The 18,822-nt window shown below is 60.3% G+C and carries 16 protein-coding genes; 5 read left to right on the top strand and 11 right to left on the bottom strand.

Annotated features, from left to right (window positions below; all coding sequences use genetic code 11):
• Positions 1-49: 49 nt before the first annotated feature.
• Together moaA and ACR0KW_RS04115 are read left to right on the top strand one after the other, a co-directional pair.
• Positions 50-1,057 carry a GTP 3',8-cyclase MoaA gene (gene moaA / locus ACR0KW_RS04110; protein WP_480803853.1) on the top strand — a complete coding sequence of 336 codons (1,008 nt, stop codon included), beginning with the start codon at positions 50-52 and terminating at the stop codon, positions 1,055-1,057.
• Between the two features lies 1 nt (position 1,058).
• Positions 1,059-2,381: a 3-deoxy-D-manno-octulosonic acid transferase gene (locus ACR0KW_RS04115; RefSeq protein ID WP_480803854.1), complete on the top strand. Its 1,323-nt coding sequence runs from the start codon at positions 1,059-1,061 to the stop codon at positions 2,379-2,381.
• A 51-nt stretch (positions 2,382-2,432) separates the two neighbouring features.
• Here the strand turns inward: ACR0KW_RS04115 and ACR0KW_RS04120 are convergent, their stop codons facing one another.
• The 7 genes from ACR0KW_RS04120 to ACR0KW_RS04150 all read right to left on the bottom strand — a co-directional run bounded on the left by ACR0KW_RS04120 (position 2,433) and on the right by ACR0KW_RS04150 (position 10,312).
• Positions 2,433-3,596 (bottom strand): M20 aminoacylase family protein, encoded by a 1,164-nt coding sequence (locus ACR0KW_RS04120; RefSeq protein WP_480803855.1) that lies wholly within the window; start codon positions 3,594-3,596, stop codon positions 2,433-2,435.
• A gap of 58 nt (positions 3,597-3,654) precedes the next feature.
• On the bottom strand, positions 3,655-4,797 hold the full coding sequence (locus ACR0KW_RS04125) for an MFS transporter (protein WP_480803856.1): 1,143 nt from the start codon (positions 4,795-4,797) through the stop codon (positions 3,655-3,657).
• A 69-nt stretch (positions 4,798-4,866) separates the two neighbouring features.
• Entirely contained in the window at positions 4,867-6,144 is a 1,278-nt protein-coding gene (locus tag ACR0KW_RS04130) for a DUF3422 family protein (RefSeq protein ID WP_480803857.1), read from the bottom strand.
• Between the two features lie 107 nt (positions 6,145-6,251).
• Complete coding sequence (locus ACR0KW_RS04135; RefSeq protein WP_480803858.1) at positions 6,252-6,608, bottom strand: VOC family protein; 357 nt, start codon at positions 6,606-6,608, stop codon at positions 6,252-6,254.
• A gap of 84 nt (positions 6,609-6,692) precedes the next feature.
• The gene (locus ACR0KW_RS04140; protein WP_480803859.1) at positions 6,693-8,147 is read right to left on the bottom strand and encodes an NAD(P)(+) transhydrogenase (Re/Si-specific) subunit beta; all 1,455 of its coding nucleotides are present in this window, start codon (positions 8,145-8,147) and stop codon (positions 6,693-6,695) included.
• A 13-nt stretch (positions 8,148-8,160) separates the two neighbouring features.
• Positions 8,161-9,732: a Re/Si-specific NAD(P)(+) transhydrogenase subunit alpha gene (locus tag ACR0KW_RS04145; protein ID WP_480803860.1), complete on the bottom strand. Its 1,572-nt coding sequence runs from the start codon at positions 9,730-9,732 to the stop codon at positions 8,161-8,163.
• Positions 9,733-9,862: 130 nt separating this feature from the next.
• Positions 9,863-10,312: a methyltransferase family protein gene (locus tag ACR0KW_RS04150; protein ID WP_480803861.1), complete on the bottom strand. Its 450-nt coding sequence runs from the start codon at positions 10,310-10,312 to the stop codon at positions 9,863-9,865.
• Positions 10,313-10,483: 171 nt separating this feature from the next.
• On the opposite strand from ACR0KW_RS04150, the gene kynU reads away from it, so the two are divergent.
• Complete coding sequence (gene kynU / locus ACR0KW_RS04155) at positions 10,484-11,677, top strand: kynureninase (protein WP_480803862.1); 1,194 nt, start codon at positions 10,484-10,486, stop codon at positions 11,675-11,677.
• On the opposite strand, the gene ACR0KW_RS04160 is transcribed toward kynU, so the two are convergent.
• The gene (locus ACR0KW_RS04160) at positions 11,670-12,248 is read right to left on the bottom strand and encodes a TetR/AcrR family transcriptional regulator (RefSeq protein ID WP_480803863.1); all 579 of its coding nucleotides are present in this window, start codon (positions 12,246-12,248) and stop codon (positions 11,670-11,672) included. The genes kynU and ACR0KW_RS04160 overlap by 8 nt on opposite strands.
• A 100-nt stretch (positions 12,249-12,348) precedes the next feature.
• Between ACR0KW_RS04160 and ACR0KW_RS04165 the strand changes: the two genes are divergently transcribed.
• Positions 12,349-12,813, top strand: a complete 465-nt coding sequence (locus ACR0KW_RS04165) for a (2Fe-2S)-binding protein (protein WP_170489746.1) — start codon at positions 12,349-12,351, stop codon at positions 12,811-12,813.
• A 3-nt stretch (positions 12,814-12,816) separates the two neighbouring features.
• Complete coding sequence (locus tag ACR0KW_RS04170) at positions 12,817-15,057, top strand: xanthine dehydrogenase family protein molybdopterin-binding subunit (RefSeq protein ID WP_480803864.1); 2,241 nt, start codon at positions 12,817-12,819, stop codon at positions 15,055-15,057.
• A 46-nt stretch (positions 15,058-15,103) separates the two neighbouring features.
• Here ACR0KW_RS04170 and ACR0KW_RS04175 read toward each other — a convergent pair whose 3' ends face one another.
• The 3 genes from ACR0KW_RS04175 to ACR0KW_RS04185 form a co-directional block, all read right to left on the bottom strand.
• Positions 15,104-15,883, bottom strand: coding sequence for a gamma-glutamyl-gamma-aminobutyrate hydrolase family protein (locus tag ACR0KW_RS04175; protein WP_480803865.1), 780 nt, complete (start codon positions 15,881-15,883; stop codon positions 15,104-15,106).
• Between the two features lie 220 nt (positions 15,884-16,103).
• Positions 16,104-16,529, bottom strand: a complete 426-nt coding sequence (locus tag ACR0KW_RS04180) for a GlcG/HbpS family heme-binding protein (protein ID WP_480803866.1) — start codon at positions 16,527-16,529, stop codon at positions 16,104-16,106.
• A 24-nt stretch (positions 16,530-16,553) separates the two neighbouring features.
• Positions 16,554-18,686, bottom strand: coding sequence for a malate synthase G (locus tag ACR0KW_RS04185; protein WP_480803867.1), 2,133 nt, complete (start codon positions 18,684-18,686; stop codon positions 16,554-16,556).
• Positions 18,687-18,822 lie beyond the last annotated feature (136 nt).

Raw genomic sequence — 18,822 nt, forward strand, 5'->3', positions numbered from 1 at the left:
AGGAAACTTCGCCCTTGTCGCGACCATGTCGCAGCTTTACCTATACCGAATGACTGCTCCGCTTATCGACCCGTTCGCTCGTGCGATTACCTATCTCCGCGTCTCCGTCACGGACCGCTGCGATTTCCGCTGTGTGTACTGCATGTCCGAGGACATGAAGTTCCTGCCGAAGAAAGACCTGCTGACGCTGGAAGAGCTGGACCGCATGTGTACCACCTTCGTGAAGATGGGGGTGGAAAAGCTGCGGATCACCGGTGGCGAACCTCTAGTGCGCCGAAATATCATGACGTTTTTCAACAGCATGACCCGACATCTGGACAGCGGTGCGTTGAAAGAGCTGACGCTGACCACCAACGGCTCGCAGCTGCATCGCTTTGCTGACGATCTGTATGCCGCAGGCGTGCGCCGGGTGAATATCTCGCTGGATACGCTGGACGAGGACAAGTTTGCCCAGATCACCCGCTGGGGCCGCCTGAAACAGGTGCTGAACGGCATTGATGCTGCGCAAAAGGCCGGTCTGCGGATCAAGATCAATGCGGTGGCCCTGAAGGGCTTCAACGAAGCAGAGCTGCCGACGATCACGAAATGGTGTGCCGAGCGCGACATGGACCTGACCTGGATCGAGGTCATGCCAATGGGCGACATCGGAAACGAGGACCGTCTCGACCAGTACTGGTCGCTGAAAGACGTGCGCAAGGAATACGAGAACCACTATACGGTAACCGATCTGGCCGAACGTACCGGCGGACCTGCGCGCTATGTGCGGCTGGAAGAGACCGGGCAAAAGATTGGCTTCATCACGCCGCTGTCGCATAACTTCTGCGAAAGCTGTAACCGCGTGCGCCTGACCTGCACCGGCGAGCTGTATATGTGCCTCGGTCAAGAGGATATGGCCGACCTGCGCGGTGCCCTGCGCGACCACCCGGACACCGAGCAACCGCTTGAGGATGCGATCCGCGCCGCGATCAACCTCAAGCCCAAGGGCCACGATTTCGACTATTCCCGTCAGGCGGTTGACGGCCAGATGAGCCGTCACATGAGCCACACAGGCGGCTGACATGCCGGATCAACCGGGTCGACCAACGCTGCTCTATCACCTGTATTGCGGCCTGACTTCAGTTGCGGGTCCTCTGGTTTGGCGTACAGTGCGGAACAAGCTGCAGGCCGCTGACGTTCCCGAGGTCCGCCAACAAGAACGTCTGGGCCATGCCAGCCTGCCCCGCCCCGAGGGGCGCCTGATCTGGTTCCACGCGGCCAGCGTCGGCGAATCCCTGTCGGTGATCAGCCTGATCAAAAGGTTGGGTGAGCGTCTGCCCGATGCCGAGTTTCTGATCACCTCGGGCACGCCGACCTCGGCTGCGCTTATTGAAAAGCGAATGCCACCCCGCGCGCGCCACCAATACCCACCCCTGGACATGCCCGGCCCCGTCCGGCGCTTTCTGGACCACTGGCACCCGGATGCCGGTATTTTTGTCGAAAGCGAAATCTGGCCGCGCCTGATTGTCCAAGGCGCAGCGCGTGGTATCCCTCTGGCACTGCTCAACGCCCGCCTGTCGGACAAATCTGTAGAAGGCTGGAAGAAACGCCCCGACTCGGCACGTTTCATTCTGGACCACTTCCGCCTGTTCCTGACCCAGAATGACAAGACAGCCACCAACCTGATCAATATGGGTGCGCGGGCGGATCGGGTTCAACCCGGCACAAACCTCAAGGCGATGTCAGATCCGCTGCCGGTGGATGAGCTCACGCTGTCGGACATCCGCGCGCAAATCGGAAACCGCCCTGTTTGGATTGCCAGTTCCACCCATGCGGGCGAAGAGGAGACGGTTCTGGCGGCCCATGCAGATTTGCTCAAACGCTGGCCCGATCTGCTTTTGTTGCTGATCCCCCGCCACCCCGAACGCCGCAACGACGTGGCCGCACTGATTGAGCGAGCCGGACAAGCCGCGGCGTTTCGGTCTGCCGAGGACCAGATCACAGGGGAAACACAGGTCTACGTGGCGGACACTCTGGGCGAGACCGGCACATGGTACGCCCTCTGCCCCATCGTGTTTCTGGGCGGGTCCCTGAAAGAGATCGGCGGCCACAACCCATTCGAACCCGCACAGGCCGGAGCCGCCGTGATCACCGGCCCGGGCTATTTCAACTTTGCCGAAACCTTTGCGCCCCTCATCGAAACCGGTGGAGCGTTGCAAGTCCAGTCCGCCACCGACCTGACCGCCGCGGTAGCAGCCTGGCTGTCGGACCAAAACGCTCTGGATACGGCGCGCAACGCTGCGAAATCCTGCGTGAACACCCAAAAGTCCGCACTTGACGCAATCGTCGAAACGCTCTGCGTCCAACTCAGCTTGTCTGACCGGGATCCATCTTCATCTGGCTAAAAATACCTCGGGGAGCGCGAGGGGCTGGCCCCTCGCTTCGCAACCTCAAAATCAAGCCGCAGGTATCCGCTGTTCCACAATCTCGGCCCACCAACTGCACCCGGCCGGAATAGCCTCATCGTTGAAATTGTATTCGGGATGGTGCACCGCCGCCGTGTCGCCGTTGCCGACCAGAATATACGCACCGGGACGCTCCTCGAGCATAAAGGCGAAATCCTCGCCCCCCATGATCAAGGGCGCCTCGTCGCAGCTGCCCGAAACAGATCGCGCGACATCTGCGGCGAAATCGGTCTGCGCGTCACTGTTCACCATCACCGGATATCCCCGGTAATAGGTCACCTCGGCAGCGCCACCAAAGGTCGCGGCCACACCATTGCAGATTTCCTTGATGCGTTTTTCAGCCAGATCGCGCATCTCCGAACTCATCGTGCGGACGGTTCCTTTCAACTGCACCGTCTGCGGGATCACGTTGAAGGCCGTGGTCGAGGTCTCAAATGACGTCACCGAGACCACAACCTGATCCACCGGATCGGCATTGCGCGCGGCGACCGTCTGCAAGGCCAGCACTGCCTGCGCGGCCATCACGGTGGTGTCAACGGTTTCATGCGGTTTGGCGGCGTGCCCGCCCTTGCCTTCAAAGGTGATGTCGAACTGATCGGTGGCCGCAAAAAACGCGCCCGGACGAATGGCAAAACTGCCCACGGGCCGACCGGGCCAGTTGTGCATTCCGTAAACTTCCTGAATGCCCCAACGGTCCATCATGCCGTCTTCGCACATCTCACGGCCACCACCGCCGCCCTCTTCCGCCGGTTGGAAGATCACCACAACCGTCCCGTCGAAATTCCGGGTCTCCGAGAGGTATTTCGCCGCGCCCAACAACATCGCCGTATGCCCATCATGGCCACAAGCGTGCATCGCCCCGTCGGTCTTGGAGGCATAGTCCAGCCCCGTAGCCTCATGGATCGGCAACGCATCCATATCCGCCCGCAGGCCGATCACCTTGCCGCCCGTATCGACCTTGCCCTTGATGACGCCAACAACCCCGGTGCGGCCAATGCCGGTCACGACCTCGTCACAGCCAAACTCTTTCAGCTTGTCCGCGACCAATGCGCTGGTGCGGTGCGTCTCGAACAGAATCTCGGGGTTTTCGTGTATGTCGCGGCGCCATTCGGTGATTTCACCCTGCAACTCGGCGAAGCGGTTCTTGATCGGCATGGTCATCTCCCATCTTGTTCTTTTCACCGAGGCTCACCCCGGGCGTGCATTCGTAGCGTCAATCCAAAGGCGCAGGCCGCAGCGCGCCGGATAGCAGGACAATCAGAACGGCCAAAGGCAGCAAGGCCGTGAACGCCAGTCGTAATGTAAGCATTTCCGCCAGAAACCCAATAAGCGGCGGGCCGATCAACAGCCCTCCGTAGCCGAGCGTTGCCACGCTGGCTATGGCCTGCCCCGGTGGCACGTGCGGATCATTGGCGGCCCGGCTGAAGGCCAGCGGCATGATCACGGCATATCCAACACCCATCAGGGCAAAGCCTGCCAGCGCCAGCCCAGCCTCGCCTGCCGAGACGACACCAAACACGCCCAACGCCGCGCAAACACCGCCGAAACGGGCCGTGGCAACGGGGCCAAAGCGGGCGATCACAAAACCTCCGGCCAGCCGGAAAGCCACCATTGTCACTGAAAATACGGCGTAGCCGAGGGCCGCGATGCTTTCTGCCGCTCCGGTCACGTCGCGCAGGAAAATCGCACTCCAATCTGCCACGGCGCCTTCACCCAGCGCTCCGCACAGGGCAGTGAAACCCACGAGGATCAGCGCGCCGGAGGGTAGTGCAAAAAACGTGCCCCCAGGCGACGCGGCCTTGCGGGACGACCAACGCACCCAGGACAGAGCCAGTGCAAGGGCCACGACCACGCCACCGGCCAGCAAAAAGTGCTGCATCACCGTCAGCCCCATCTGAACGGCCCCATACCCACTGAGCGCCCCCAGCCCGGCCCCAAGGCTCCACATCGCGTGAAACGAGGACATGACCGGCTTGCGATAGGCCTGTTCCACCTCGGCCGCCCAGGCGTTCATCGCCACGTCCATCGAGCCGTGAAAGGCTCCGAACACGAACAGGAACGCCGCCAGAGCCCAGAACCCGCCTGCCGTGCCTAACAGGATCAGAGACAACGTGTAGAGAACCGCGATTACCCGCGTTAGCGCTACGGCACCAAACCGGTCGGTCAGTCGCCCGGTCACCGGGAACGAACACACCGCCCCTGCTGCCATGAACAAAAGGCCATATCCCAGCGCTTCATGTGTCAGGTCCAACCGGTCGCGCACAGCCGGGATACGAGACGCCCAAATGCCGAACAGCGCACCGTTAAGGATGAACATGGCAGCCACGGCCCGCCACGCGGCCACAAGTCCGATCACCGGGTTTCCTTTGCAGAAAGCGTCACTCGCCCCTGTTCTACAAGCTTCGGGTGGATTGGCAAATGCCGTTCATTCCAGTCGCTTGCGAACCTGCCGGATAAAGAACCAGACTGCCAACACCACCGGGATCGTCACGACTGCTGTCAGCATCCCCTTGCTCATCCCGGCCTTGGTCAGCGGGTACAGCACATAGCTGACCAGCGAGACAGCATAATAGCTGATCGCCACGACCGAGAGCCCTTCGACTGTGTGCTGTAGGCGCAGAGCCAGATCGGCGCGGCGATCCATGCTTTCCAACAGCGCCTGGTTCTGCGCGCTGCGCTCCACATCCACCCGCGTCCGCAATAGTTCCCCGGCCCGAATGGCCCGGTCGGACAACGCTTGCAGGCGACGTTCCGTGGACTTTACGGTACGCATGGCAGGATCGTAGCGACGCATCATAAAGTCGGCAAAGCTCTGACGCCCCTCGAACCGCTCTTCCCGCAGCACCTCGATCCGCTGGTTCACGATCGCCTCATAGGCACCTGTGGCCCCGAAGCGGAATGAGCATTGGGCCGAGAGGGTTTCAAGCTCGGTCGAGGTGGACAGAAGGTCAGGCAGCAATTCGTCGGCATGGGCCGAATTGTCGGTCATTTGCCCCATCAAGCCGGTCAGCCTGCTGTCCAATTCGCCAATGCGGGGCGTCAGTTGTTTGACCCGAGCGAAACCCAGCATCGACATCGCCTTATAGGTCTCGATCTCACACAGGCGCTGGATAATGCGACCGGTCCTGCGCCGCCCGGTGCCCTTGGTCACGAACAACGCAAACCGCATATGACCGGCCGGGTCGATGCGGAAATCGCAGGCGCAAATGGCTGCGTCGTCCAGCACCCGCGCCACGGCCAGGCTTTCCGGCTCGAACCAATCCCCCAGCGACGCCTGAACCGCTTCGTCCTCCTGCCGTTCGACCACACGGATCATTGCCGAGGTAACCCGCTGGCCGGGGCTGGACATCAACCAATCCGGCGGAAAGACCTCGAAGTCAGCAGGGTTGAAGGCACGGTCACTGACGTTTTGCGTGATCGCGGTGTAGGTGACGAACTCGGTGTGCTGTTCCCATTTCAACCAGTGACGACCGATCTGCCCGGCGTAGTGGGTGGCCTGCGGCTGAGGATGCTGCGCACCGTGACGATCCAGCAGGTTGATCAGATGGGCCAGATCCTCATCCCGATCCCGCGCCGCGGCGGCTTCGGGCTTTTTGATCGCAAGAAAAGCCACGGTGCACGGAGTACCCGCAACCGGAAAAGGGCGCGCGTGCAGCTCATTGGCCAGCGCATAGCGCAACGGATGGTCGTCGATGGGCGTCATACAGGGCTCCGATTCATCCCGGCACTATACGGGACATCGGAAATACATCAATTCTCTTTTTATTTCATACACTTACATGGATACGACAGTATACATTTCCCGCTATGTCATTGATTTGGCTGCCACAGCTCAATCGGATTGCCCTCGGGGTCGTGTATGCGGGCGAATTTTCCGACTTCACTGTCCCATTCATCGCGGGTTTCAACCTTGATCCCGGCACCTTGTAGCTGCGCAATCATCGCGGCCAGATCATCCACGCGGAAATTGATCATCCATTGCTGCTCGGCCTGCCCGAAATACTCGGTGTCCTGCGCAAATGGGGCAAACACCGTGTACCCCTCGCGCTGCTTCCATGGCAGTGGGTCGTAGTGATTGACCCCAAGATGCTTTTCATACCAGGCACTCAGGGTTTCGGGATCACGCGCACGAAAGAACACGCCGCCGATGCCGTTTACTTTCTCCATCACTCACCTCCTGAGATGTCAGGATACTTCAAAACGAAAAAAGGCGCCCGTTTTGAGCGCCTTTGTGTTTGGTATTGGCAATGATCAGTCGATCATCGGTAGCAGCTTGTCCAGTGACTGCTTGGCGTCGCCGTAGAACATGCGGGTGTTCTCTTTGAAGAACAGCGGGTTTTCGATTCCCGAATACCCGGTGCCCTGACCGCGCTTGGACACGAAGACCTGCTTGGCCTTCCAGCATTCCAGAACCGGCATGCCGGCGATGGGGCTGTTGGGGTCTTCCTGCGCCGCAGGGTTCACGATGTCGTTCGAGCCGATGACGATCGCCACATCCGTGTCCGGAAAGTCGTCGTTGATCTCGTCCATTTCCAGAACGATGTCGTAAGGCACCTTCGCCTCAGCCAACAGCACGTTCATGTGACCCGGCAGGCGGCCGGCAACGGGGTGGATCGCAAAGCGCACCTCTTTGCCTTTGGCGCGCAGCTTGCGGACCAGTTCGGACACCGACTGCTGCGCTTGCGCCACCGCCATGCCGTAGCCCGGGATGATGATCACGCTATCTGCATCGTTCAGAGCAGCTGCAACACCATCGGCGTCGATGGCCACCTGCTCACCTTCCACTTCCATCTGTGGGCCCGAGGTGCCGCCAAAGCCGCCCAGGATCACGCTGACAAAGTGACGGTTCATCGCCTTACACATGATGTAGGACAGGATCGCACCGGACGAGCCCACCAGCGCACCGACCACGATCAGCAGGTCGTTGCCCAGCGAGAAGCCAATGGCTGCAGCCGCCCAGCCCGAGTAGCTGTTCAGCATCGACACAACCACCGGCATGTCGGCGCCGCCGATGCCCATGATCAGGTGATAGCCGATGAACAGCGCCGCCAGCGTCATCAGGAACAGCGGGAAGAAGCCGCCCGATGCGGTGTACCAGATTAGGCAGATCAGCGAGAGACCCGCCGCTGCCGCATTCAGCGCATGACCGCCGGGCAGCTTGGTCGCCGCAGACGTTACCTTGCCCGCGAGCTTGCCATAGGCCACGACCGACCCGGTAAAGGTGATTGCGCCGATGAAGACGCCCAGGAACAGTTCCACATGCAGGATCGACAGTTCCGCCGGGGTTTTCTTGGCGATCAACTGCCCAAACCCTCCGAGACCCGTGTACAGCACCTCTTTCGAGGCATCCGCAACCGCCATCACTTCGGCGACGTTCAGAACTTCAAAATGCGCATTGAAGCCCACGAACACAGCCGCCAGACCGACCAGCGAGTGCATCGCGGCCACCAGCTGCGGCATCTCGGTCATCTGCACGCGCTGCGCCACGTATTGACCGATCAGACCGCCGCCGATGATCAGCAGGATCGAAAGCAGCCACAGGCCCGAACCCGGACCAACCAGCGTGGCAAAGACCGCCAGCGCCATACCGACGATGCCATACCAGACCGCGCGTTTGGCGCTTTCCTGGTTCGACAGACCGCCGAGCGAAAGGATGAACAGAACAGCCGCAACAACATAGGCGGCAGTGGTGAAGCCAAATTCCATGTGCCCGGCCTCCTTAAGATTTCTGGAACATGGCGAGCATGCGCCGGGTTACGAGGAAGCCGCCAAAGATGTTGATCCCGGCCATGAAGACAGACAATGCCGCCAGCAGAATGACCAGGAAGGATCCCGACCCGATCTGCATCAAAGCCCCAACGATAATGATCGACGAGATCGCGTTGGTGATCGCCATCAGCGGTGTGTGCAGGCTGTGCGAGACGTTCCAGATCACCTGGAAGCCCACAAAGATCGCCAGCACGAACACGATGAAGTGCTGCATAAAGCTGGCCGGAGCGATCAGCCCCACCAGCAGCATCAGCGCGCCGCCGACACCCAGCAAGGTGACCTGCTGCTTGGTCTGGGCCTTGAAGGCCGCAATCTCCTGCGCCTTTTTCTCTTCCGGGGTCAGTTCCTTGACCTCGGGCTTTTTCTGCGCCGCAATCGCCTGCACCTTGGGCGGTGGCGGCGGGAAGGTGATCTCGCCCTCATGAGTCACGGTCGCGCCGCGGATCACGTCATCTTCCATGTCGTGATTGATCTGACCGTCCTTCTCGGGCGTCAGGTCGGTCATCATGTGGCGGATGTTGGTCGCGTACAAAGACGAAGACTGCGCCGCCATCCGGCTGGGGAAGTCGGTATAGCCGATGATGGTCACGCCATTGTCGGTCACGATCTTCTCATCCGGCACGGTCAGCTTGCAGTTGCCGCCTTTTTCCGCTGCAAGGTCAACAATGACCGAGCCAGGCTTCATGCTTTCGACCATGTCCTTGGTCCAAAGCTCGGGCGCTTCGCGGTTCGGGATCAGCGCGGTGGTGATGACGATATCCATTTCTGGAGCTAGCTCACGGAACTTGGCCAGCTGCGCGTTGCGGAACTCTTCCGACTGAACCGAAGCATAACCGCCAGTGGCCGCGCCGTCCTGCTGGTCTTCTTCGAAGTCCAGATAGACGAACTCAGCCCCCATGGATTCGACCTGCTCGGCCACTTCCGGGCGCACGTCGAAGGCGTAGGTAATCGCACCCAGCGAGGTCGAGGTCCCGATCGCCGCCAGGCCAGCCACACCGGCACCGACGATCAGAACTTTTGCTGGCGGTACTTTACCCGCCGCCGTCACCTGACCGGTGAAGAACCGGCCAAAATTGTTACCGGCTTCGATTACCGCGCGATAACCGGCGATATTCGCCATCGAGGACAGCGCGTCCATCTTCTGCGCACGCGAAATACGCGGCACCATTTCCATGGCGATGACGTTGGCGCCCTTGGACTTGGCCACCTCCATGCCTTCTTCATTGCCCGCAGGGTTGAAGAAGGAAATCAGCGTCTTACCCTTGGTCAGACGCTTCATCTCGGCCTCAGTCGGGATCCGAACCTTGGCGACGATATCGGCGGTTTTCCAAAGCGACGCGGCAGTTTTCACGATCTCGACGCCCGCAGCCTCATAGGCCTCATCCGAAAAACCAGCAGCAGCACCCGCCCCTTTTTCGATGGCGCATTCATAGCCCAGTTTCTGCAACTGCACAGCCGAATCCGGGGTCATCGCGACCCGGTTCTCACCGTCCAGTATTTCCTTTGGTGTGCCTATCTTCACTGGCAATCCCCCTGATTCTCACTCAATCCGAGCGTGTGGTCGGTTATGTTTGTTAAGCAACACATGTATCCTGCGCAACATTATTTCGCAAGCGCAGCATTTTTTACGTGGTGTCATGGCACTGGTCACACTAAATCCACCGGCGAGTCTTACGCTCATACCGGGCGAAATCCGCTCGAAACGTGCGGCGCAGGCGGTCTTCTTCGGGCAGTATGAAGCGGCGTTCCAGCACCCATACGAAAACAGGAACCAAAATCAGAGACAACACCGCATCAAACCGCAGAACCAGACCAGCCAGGATCAGAACGTCACCCACATAGATCGGGTTGCGGCTGCGGGTGTAAATGCCCGTTTGCACCAAGGACGAGGGCGTTTCATGCGGAATGACCGTGGTCTTGTGACGGCGAAATTCGACGATTGCCAGAACCGCGAACAGGATACCGCCCCCAATCAGGATGCCGCTCAGCAGGTCAGTCAGGCCGCTGTCCAGGGACAGCCCCAGCGAAAAATGGCGCGCTTGCAGCCAGGCCAGCAAAGCAAATCCAACCAGCCAGACAGGCGGTAAGTCGATCCGGCGCATGTTCACTCTCCGCAATTGACGAAGCGAAAAAAGTGTCGCTTCTGGACGATGTCCTACCGTTTTCAGAACAAATTGGCAAAAGCTCAGTATGTCGCATCAATGGACAGGCAAATGCGGATCGGATAGTCCGAAGAACACCACCAATCCGTGACACAGTCTGGCGAGCCCCCGATGACCGATTTCTCCGCGACCAAAGCCCTGTTCGATCTGCCCGAAGGCGTTATCTACCTAGATGGCAACTCGTTGGGCCCGCTGCCGCGCGCCGCCACTGATCGGGTGAACGAGATGTTGGTCAACGAATGGGGCCAGATGCTGATCACCGGCTGGAACAAGGCTGGGTGGATGGCGCTGCCGACTGGACTGGGCGACCGCATCGGCCGATTGATCGGCGCAGAACCCGGCACGGTAGTGACCGGAGATACTTTGTCGATCAAAGTGTATCAGGCCGTGGCCTCGGCCCTAGAGCTTTGCCCGGATCGCAAGGTCGTGCTGTCGGACAACGGCAACTTCCCCTCGGACCTGTATATGGTGGATGGCCTGTTGCGCTCGCTGGGGCCTGATTACGAATTGCGGGTTGTCGCGCCCGAGGATGTAGCCGCGCATATCACAGAAGATGTTGCCGTCCTGATGCTGACAGAAGTCGACTATCGCAGTGGTCGAATGCACGACATGAAAGCACTGACCGAGCTGGCCCATGCCAACGGCGTTGTGACAGTCTGGGATCTGGCCCATTCCGCAGGCGCGGTTCCGGTGGACCTGTCCGGCTGCAATGCCGATTTTGCGGTGGGCTGCACATATAAGTACCTGAACGGGGGTCCCGGCGCGCCCGCCTTCATCTATGTCGCCCCACGTCTGGCCGACCGTGTGCGCCCTGCCCTGTCCGGCTGGTTGGGGCACGAGGCCCCCTTCGCCTTTGATCTGGACTATCGCCCCGGCAGCGGGATCGAGCGGATGCGGGTCGGCACTCCTCCGATCATCCAGATGACGGCGCTGTCCGCTGCGATGGATATCTGGGACATGGCCGACATGGCGGATGTGCGCGCCAAATCCATCGACCTGACCGAGCTGTTCATCGCCCGCGTCGAGGCCGCCTGCCCCGAGTTGGAACTGGCCAGCCCGCGTGATCCGAACCTGCGCGGCAGTCAAGTTTCGTTCCGGTTTGCCGACGGGTACGCCGCGATGCAGGCCCTGATCGCCCGCGGCGTGATCGGAGACTTCCGGTCACCCGATATCATGCGGTTCGGGTTCACGCCGCTTTACATCGACGAACAGGATGTGGAGCGCGCTGTCGAAATCCTGACCGACATCATGCAGAACCGTTTGTGGGATGCACCGGAATACATGGTGCGCCAGCGGGTTACCTGACCTCAAGCCCCGCGCCGATCAGCGCCGCAACCTGCGCCACCTGCTGTTCATAGACCTCGGCCCCCGCCCCAATCAGCTTGAGCCCCTTGAGCGTGGCCGTAATCGTTCGACCAGTCTCGGCCGCATCGGCCAGCAGGCGCACCCGCCCGGCTTGCGCCTGTTGCGTCAACCATTCGGCATAGAGGCCTGCCATCCTGGCCTCTCCTTCCGAAATGATCTCGGCTGCCATGGACTTGGTATTGTCCAGCATCTCAAGCCCGTGGGGCGAGGCCAGTATCGCCGCCATCCCCTCGGTCTGGGCTTTTATCGCGCGGGTCAGAACGTCGGGCACGGACCCAGAAGATGCCAGAGCCTCGGCGACTGCCGCGCTTTTCTCGGCATAGTAAATCTCGGTCAATTTGCTGACGATTGCCTCTTTGTTCCTGAAATGCAGATAGACCGCTGGCCGGGACATTCCCGCCCCGCGCGCTATGTCATCCATCGAGGTTTTTCGAAATCCATAAGTGGCAAAGGCCTGAAAAGCAGAATTCAGGATCGCCTTTTGCCGTGAATCGTCAACTGTTTCCGTCATGCTTGAACTGGTGACAGTTTTTGTTCATTTTGTCAATTGACATACTGACACTTTAAGCCAATTATGTCAAAGAACCAGCCACAGCTAGATGAGGTGCGCCATGGCGACCGCCCTTAAGATCAACGGAAAGCAACATCAGGTTGACCTGCCCGATGACGTTCCCCTGCTTTGGGTTTTGCGAGATGAGGTTGGCCTGACCGGAACCAAATTCGGTTGCGGTGTGGCCGCCTGCGGGGCCTGCACCGTGCATATTGATGGTGAAGCCGTGCGCTCCTGCCAAGTGGCGCTGTCCGATGTGTGGGGAGACGTGACAACAATCGAAGGGATCGGCTCGCCGGATGCAATGAATGCGCTTCAACAAGCCTGGGTCGATCATCAGGTGGCACAGTGTGGTTACTGCCAGTCAGGCCAGATCATGCAAGCCGCCGCTCTGCTGGCCGAAAACCCCACCCCCTCGGACGCCGATATTGATGAGGCGATGCAAGGCAACCTGTGTCGTTGCGGTACCTACCCCCGTATTCGCGCTGCGATCCATGATGCGGCTGGCAAACTGAAGGAGGCGTGACCGATGGCTTCTGTTGGAAAAATCCTGCGCCGCACTTTCCTGATTGGCTCGACCGCAATTGTGGGCGGCGTGGCGTTCGGTGCCTATTACGTGAGCCGCCCCGCCGCAAACCCGCTGAAACCCGGCGAGGGTCAGGCGGCGCTGAGCCCGTTTGTTCTGATCGACCAGAACGGGGTGACACTCTTTGCCCCCCGCGCCGAGATGGGACAGGGCGTCAAAACCACATGGGCCGCGCTGATTGCCGAGGAACTGGACGTGGACTTGGACCAGATAACCGTTCTGCACGGCCCGGCGGCAGCGGCCTATTACAACTCGGCCCTGATGGGGGAAAGCCTGCCCAACAAGGGCTATGACATCTCGGACTTCCAGCACAATCTGGGCGAGGCATTGGGAGTGCTTGGCAAGGCGCTGAGCCTGCAGGTCACCGGCGGGTCGACCTCGATGAAAGACGGGTTCGAGCGGATGCGTCAGGCCGGAGCCTCGGCCCGCGAGACATTGAAACAGGCCGCAGCAGACCGGCTGGGCGTTGATCGCAGTGAACTGAAAACCGCGTCGGGTTATGTCATCGCCCCGAATGGCGACAAGATCGCCTACACCGAACTTGCCGCTGAAGCCGCAAAGCTTGAGCCGATCGAGGCACCTTTGCGTGATCCGTCCGAGTGGCGCTATCTGGGCCAGACCCAACCGCGTCTGGACATGGTGGAAAAGGTGACCGGGACGGCTGAGTTCGGCGTCGACGTCCGCCTGCCCGGCATGAAGTTTGCTGCCGTCCGCATGAACCCCAAGTTGGGCGGTGCAATGAACGGTTTCGATGACAGCACCGCGAAATCCATGCCGGGGGTCGAGAGGATTGCCGATCTGGGCACCGGCGTCGCGGTGATTGCCAACAACACTTGGCTGGCCAATCAGGCGGTTGAGGCCATCGACGTGGATTGGGGTGACGCTCCTTACCCGCCCGACACGGATGGTATCTTTGCCAAGATTGCCGAAGCGTTCGACGACGCCCCGAACTCGACCATGCGCGATGACGGCGATGTCGACGTGACGCCCGAAGGCGCGACCGAAATCACGGCAGAGTATCGCCTGCCCTATCTGGCTCACGCCACGATGGAACCGATGAACGCCACCGCGCTTTTTACCGGTGACGCTTTGGAACTGTGGTGCGGCAACCAGGCTCCGACCCTGATCCGCTTCCGTGTGGCGAACACTGCTGGCCTCGACACCGAAGCCGTTCAAATCCACACCACCTATCTGGGCGGCGGATTTGGCCGACGTGGTGAGCTGGACTTTGGCGAAATCGCCACCAAGGTCGCCATGGCGATGCCCGGTACTCCGGTCCAGACCACGTGGAGCCGCGAAGAGGATATGCGCCATGACTACTTCCGCCCCGGCGCCATCGCCCGGATGCGCGGAGCGGTGCAGGATGGCAAAGCGGTTCTGATCGATGGCAAGGTGGCGGCGCAATCCTGCACTCAGCAGGCGGTGACGCGGTACACAGGCATGCCCGGCGCTGGCCCGGACAAGGTGCTGGTCGAAGGCTTTTTCAACCAACCCTACGCCGTGCCGAATTACCGGATGAGCGGTCACATCGCCAAGCTGGACGTGCCCGTCGGGTTCTGGCGTTCGGTCGGCAACAGCCACAACGGGTTCTTCCATGAAACCTTCATGGACGAGATGGCCCATGCGGCCGGTCAGGACCCGCTGGAATTTCGGCTGGAATTGATGAAAACCGAACACGCGCCTTCGGCGGGTTGCTTGGAAGCAGTGAAAGAAATGTCAGGCTGGACCGGTCAGACGCCGGATGGCGTAGGACGCGGCGTGGCCTTCACCTACAGCTTCGGCACTCCGGTCGCTCAGGTGATCGAAGTGGTCGACGAAGACGGCACGATCCGCATCAACAAGGCATGGATTGCCTGTGACATGGGGCTGGCTCTGGACCCCGAAAACGTCAAGGCACAGATGTTCGGCGGCATGATGTACGGCCTGTCTGCGGCCTGCTACGGCGAGATTACTTTTGCCGAAGGCGAGGTCGAGCAATTCAACTTCCCCGACTATGACGCGCTGCGTATGCACACCGCGCCGCAGGTCGAAGTGCGCGTACTGGAAACCAACCGCCATATGGGTGGCGCGGGTGAGCCCGGAACACCTCCGTCCATGCCCGCCCTTGGCAATGCTCTGTTCGACCTGACCGGAGAACGCGCCCGTACTCTACCGCTGATCAACCAGTTCAATCTACTGGTCTGATCGCGCTGCGCCGGCCCGGCCCCTCTCTTACGGGCCGGCGCGAAATTCACGCTGTTTGTGAAATCAGACCCGCGTCCGATCCCGTCGCCCAGGCGTTTACGGCTGCGCCGAACGCCTCGAACAGAGGGCGAGAGACCGGATCGTTGATCGCGTCCCATTCCGGGTGCCATTGCACCGACAAGGTAAATCCGGGTGCGTCCTTAATATAGATTGCCTCAGGGGTGCCGTCAGGCGCATGCCCGTCGATCACCACGCGTTGCCCCACGGTTTTGATCCCCTGACCATGCAGCGTGTTGGTCATCACTTCGGGGGCGCCGAAGAGTTTGTGAAACACACCGCCTTCATCCAACGACACGACGTGGCGCAGCGCGAACTTCTCCTCAAGCGTTCCGTCCGGTGGCATGCGGTGGTTCATCCGCCCCGGCAGATCGCGGATTTCGGGATAAAGCGTCCCGCCCATCGCCACGTTGACCTCTTGGAACCCGCGGCAGATGCCCATGAAAGGCTGGCCGCGTTCCACGCAGGCCCGGACCAGAGGTAAGGTGATTGCGTCCCGCGCCCGGTCGAACTCACCATGCGCGTCGGTGGGGTCCTCGCCATACTCCTCGGGATGCACATTCGGCCGCCCGCCGGTCAGCAGAAAGCCGTCGCAAACCTCAAGCAATTCCTCGACCGTGACAAAACGCGGATCAGACGGGATCAGCAGCGGCAAGCAGTGCGAAACGTTGGCCACGGCTTCGGAATTCATCGTTCCGCCCGCGTGTGTCGGGTATTCATCGTTCATGAGGTAAGAGTTGCCGATGATACCGACGACAGGCCGAGACATTCCGTATTCCTTGCAGTTAATTTGCTTAACAGGAAAGCTATCCGCAGCAATGGAAACGTGCAACAGAACACGCCCTGCATGACAGCGCAAGGACGTGTTCAACGACGCACACATCGTTCCGACTATTGCGAATAATTCAGAACTTTGTTTCGATATGAGAGTGTATTCTGGGAAATATTCCCGGAATACATGATTGATCGCTAGCGAAGATCGGTCGGGATCAGATTTCTCCGATCAGACCCGCTGCCTCAATTCCGGTCATTCCTGCGGTCGCATCATTGTCCGAGGTATCGCCGGTCACGCCGACCGCCCCGATGACCGCGCCCTTGCGGTCCCGCAGAAGAATGCCACCCGGAACCGGCACGACCTGCCCCCCATAAACGCCGTTCACAGCGGCCATGAAATAGGCCTGCGCCTCGGCCCGCTGCATTTGCGCCGCGCCCGCCATGCCCAGCATGACCGACCCGTAGGCTTTGCCATGCGCAATTGCGAAACGGCCCGGGGCCGCACCGTCCTCACGCTCAAACGCGATGACGTGGCCGCCTGCATCCAGCACCACGACGGAGAGAGGCTTCAGCTCCATCTCGCGGCCTTTATCCAGTGTTTTGCGAATGATCGTGCGTGCTTTGCGCAGAGAAACTGCCATGATGTGTCCTATCGTTCTTTGAGGTTAAAGGCTGGCTTTCAATTCCAGACGGCGTGCGTGCAGAACCGGCTCGGTATAGCCCGAGGGCTGAATCCGTCCCTTGAACACCAGATCGCAGGCGGCCTGAAAAGCGATGCCATCGAAACCCGGCGCCATCGGAATGTAGGCGACGTCGCCCGCGTTCTGACGATCCACCACAGCGGCCATTTTGCGCATCGCTGCCATGACCTGTTCTTCCGAGACAACGTCATGGTGTAGCCAGTTGGCTAGGGCCTGGCTGGAAATCCGGCAGGTCGCGCGGTCTTCCATCAGGCCGATATCGTTGATGTCGGGCACCTTCGAGCAGCCCACGCCCTGATCAACCCAGCGCACGACATATCCCAGAATACCCTGCGCGTTGTTCTCGATCTCACGCGTGATTTCTTCATCACCAAGGTTGCGGCCGCCCAGCAGCGGGATCGTCAGCAGGTCGTCCAGCGAGCCACGGGCACCACCGACGGCCAGTTCGTCCTGACGGGCCAGAACATCGATTTTGTGGTAATGCGTCGCGTGCAGCGTCGCGGCGGTCGGCGACGGCACCCAGGCGCAGGTGGCACCGGATTGCGGGTGGCCGATCTTGGCGTCCAGCATGTCGCCCATACGGTCGGGCATCGCCCACATGCCTTTGCCGATCTGCGCCTTGCCCTTAAGGCCGCAGGCCAGACCGATATCGACGTTGCGATCCTCATAAGACGCAATCCACGGCGTGTTCTTGATGTCGCCCTTGGGCAGCATCGGACCTGCTTCCATTGAGGTGTGAATCTCATCCCCCGTGCGGTCAAGGAAACCGGTATTGATGAAGGCCACACGCGATTTCGCGGCGCGGATACACTCCTTCAGGTTGACCGAGGTGCGGCGTTCCTCATCCATGATGCCCAGCTTCACGGTGTTGCGCGGCAGGCCGAGGATGTCTTCGACCATGTCGAAGATTTCGACCGAGAACGACACTTCTTCCGGCCCATGCATCTTGGGCTTCACCACATAGACCGACCCGGTGACCGAGTTCCCGCCTTCGCGCTGCAGATCGTGCATTGCAATCAGAGTGGTGCAGAGCGCGTCCATCAAGCCTTCACCGATCTCATTGCCCTCATCGCACAGAACGGCAGGGTTGGTCATCAGGTGGCCCACATTGCGCACCAACATCAGCGAGCGGCCTTTCAGTATGGCTTGGTCGCCATGGGCAGTGGTGTAGCCCACGTCGCCTGCCAGCTTGCGGGTGAAGGTGTTGCCACCCTTGGTAACTTCTTCGGTCAGATCGCCTTTCATCAGGCCCAGCCAGTTGCCATAGGCCACGACCTTGTCCTCGGCATCGACACAGGCAACCGAGTCCTCACAATCCATGATAGTGGAAAGAGCCGATTCCAGATGGACATTCGCGATACCCGCCGGATCGGACGCGCCAATTTCACTGGACGGATCGATCACGACCTTGATGTGCAGGCCATTGTTTTTCAGCAGCACGAAATTCGGTTGCTCTGCTGCCCCGCCAAAGCCAACAAAACGCGCGGCATCCGCCAGAGCGGGCACCAGCAAACCGTTCTCGACCCGTACTTCGGACACACCCGCCCAAGACCCGCTGACCAGCGGCACGGCCTCGTCAAGAAACCCTTTGGCCCACGCAATCACACGTGCGCCACGTTCTGCGTCATAGCCTTTGCCAGAGGGCAGATCGCCCATCGCATCGGTGCCATAAAGCGCATCATACAGGCTGCCCCATCGCGCATTGGCCGCGTTCAAAGCAAAGCGGGCGTTGGTGATCGGGACAACCAGTTGCGGACCGGGGATCTGCGCGATCTCGGGATCGACATTGGCGGTTTCGATCTGAAAATCTGCGCCTTCATCGATCAGGTACCCAATCTCGCGCAGGAAAGCCCGATACGCGGCAGCATCATGCGCCTGCCCCTTGCGCTCCAGATGCCATGTATCAACCTGCCCCTGAATCTTTTCCCGCTTGGCCAGCAAGGCGCGGTTCCTTGGACCCAGTTCGGCAACCATCCGCGACAGACCACCCCAGAACGTCTCAGCCGTGACACCGGTTCCCGGCAGCGCCTTGCCTTCGATAAACTCGGCCAAAACCGTATCGATCTGAAGTCCGCTGCGTGCCTGCCTGATGCTCATTTGGTGTCTCTCCGCCATTGTGCGCCACTGTATGCCGTCAGCATTTAGGCCGAATGTTTCCGATAGGCAACTTTCAACGCCACGTTAGAACCTTTCGGCTCTGCACGAAGCTGCTTCAAAGATGGCATGGCAATGA

The sequence above is a fragment of the Ruegeria sp. CG11 genome, assembly GCF_056537245.1.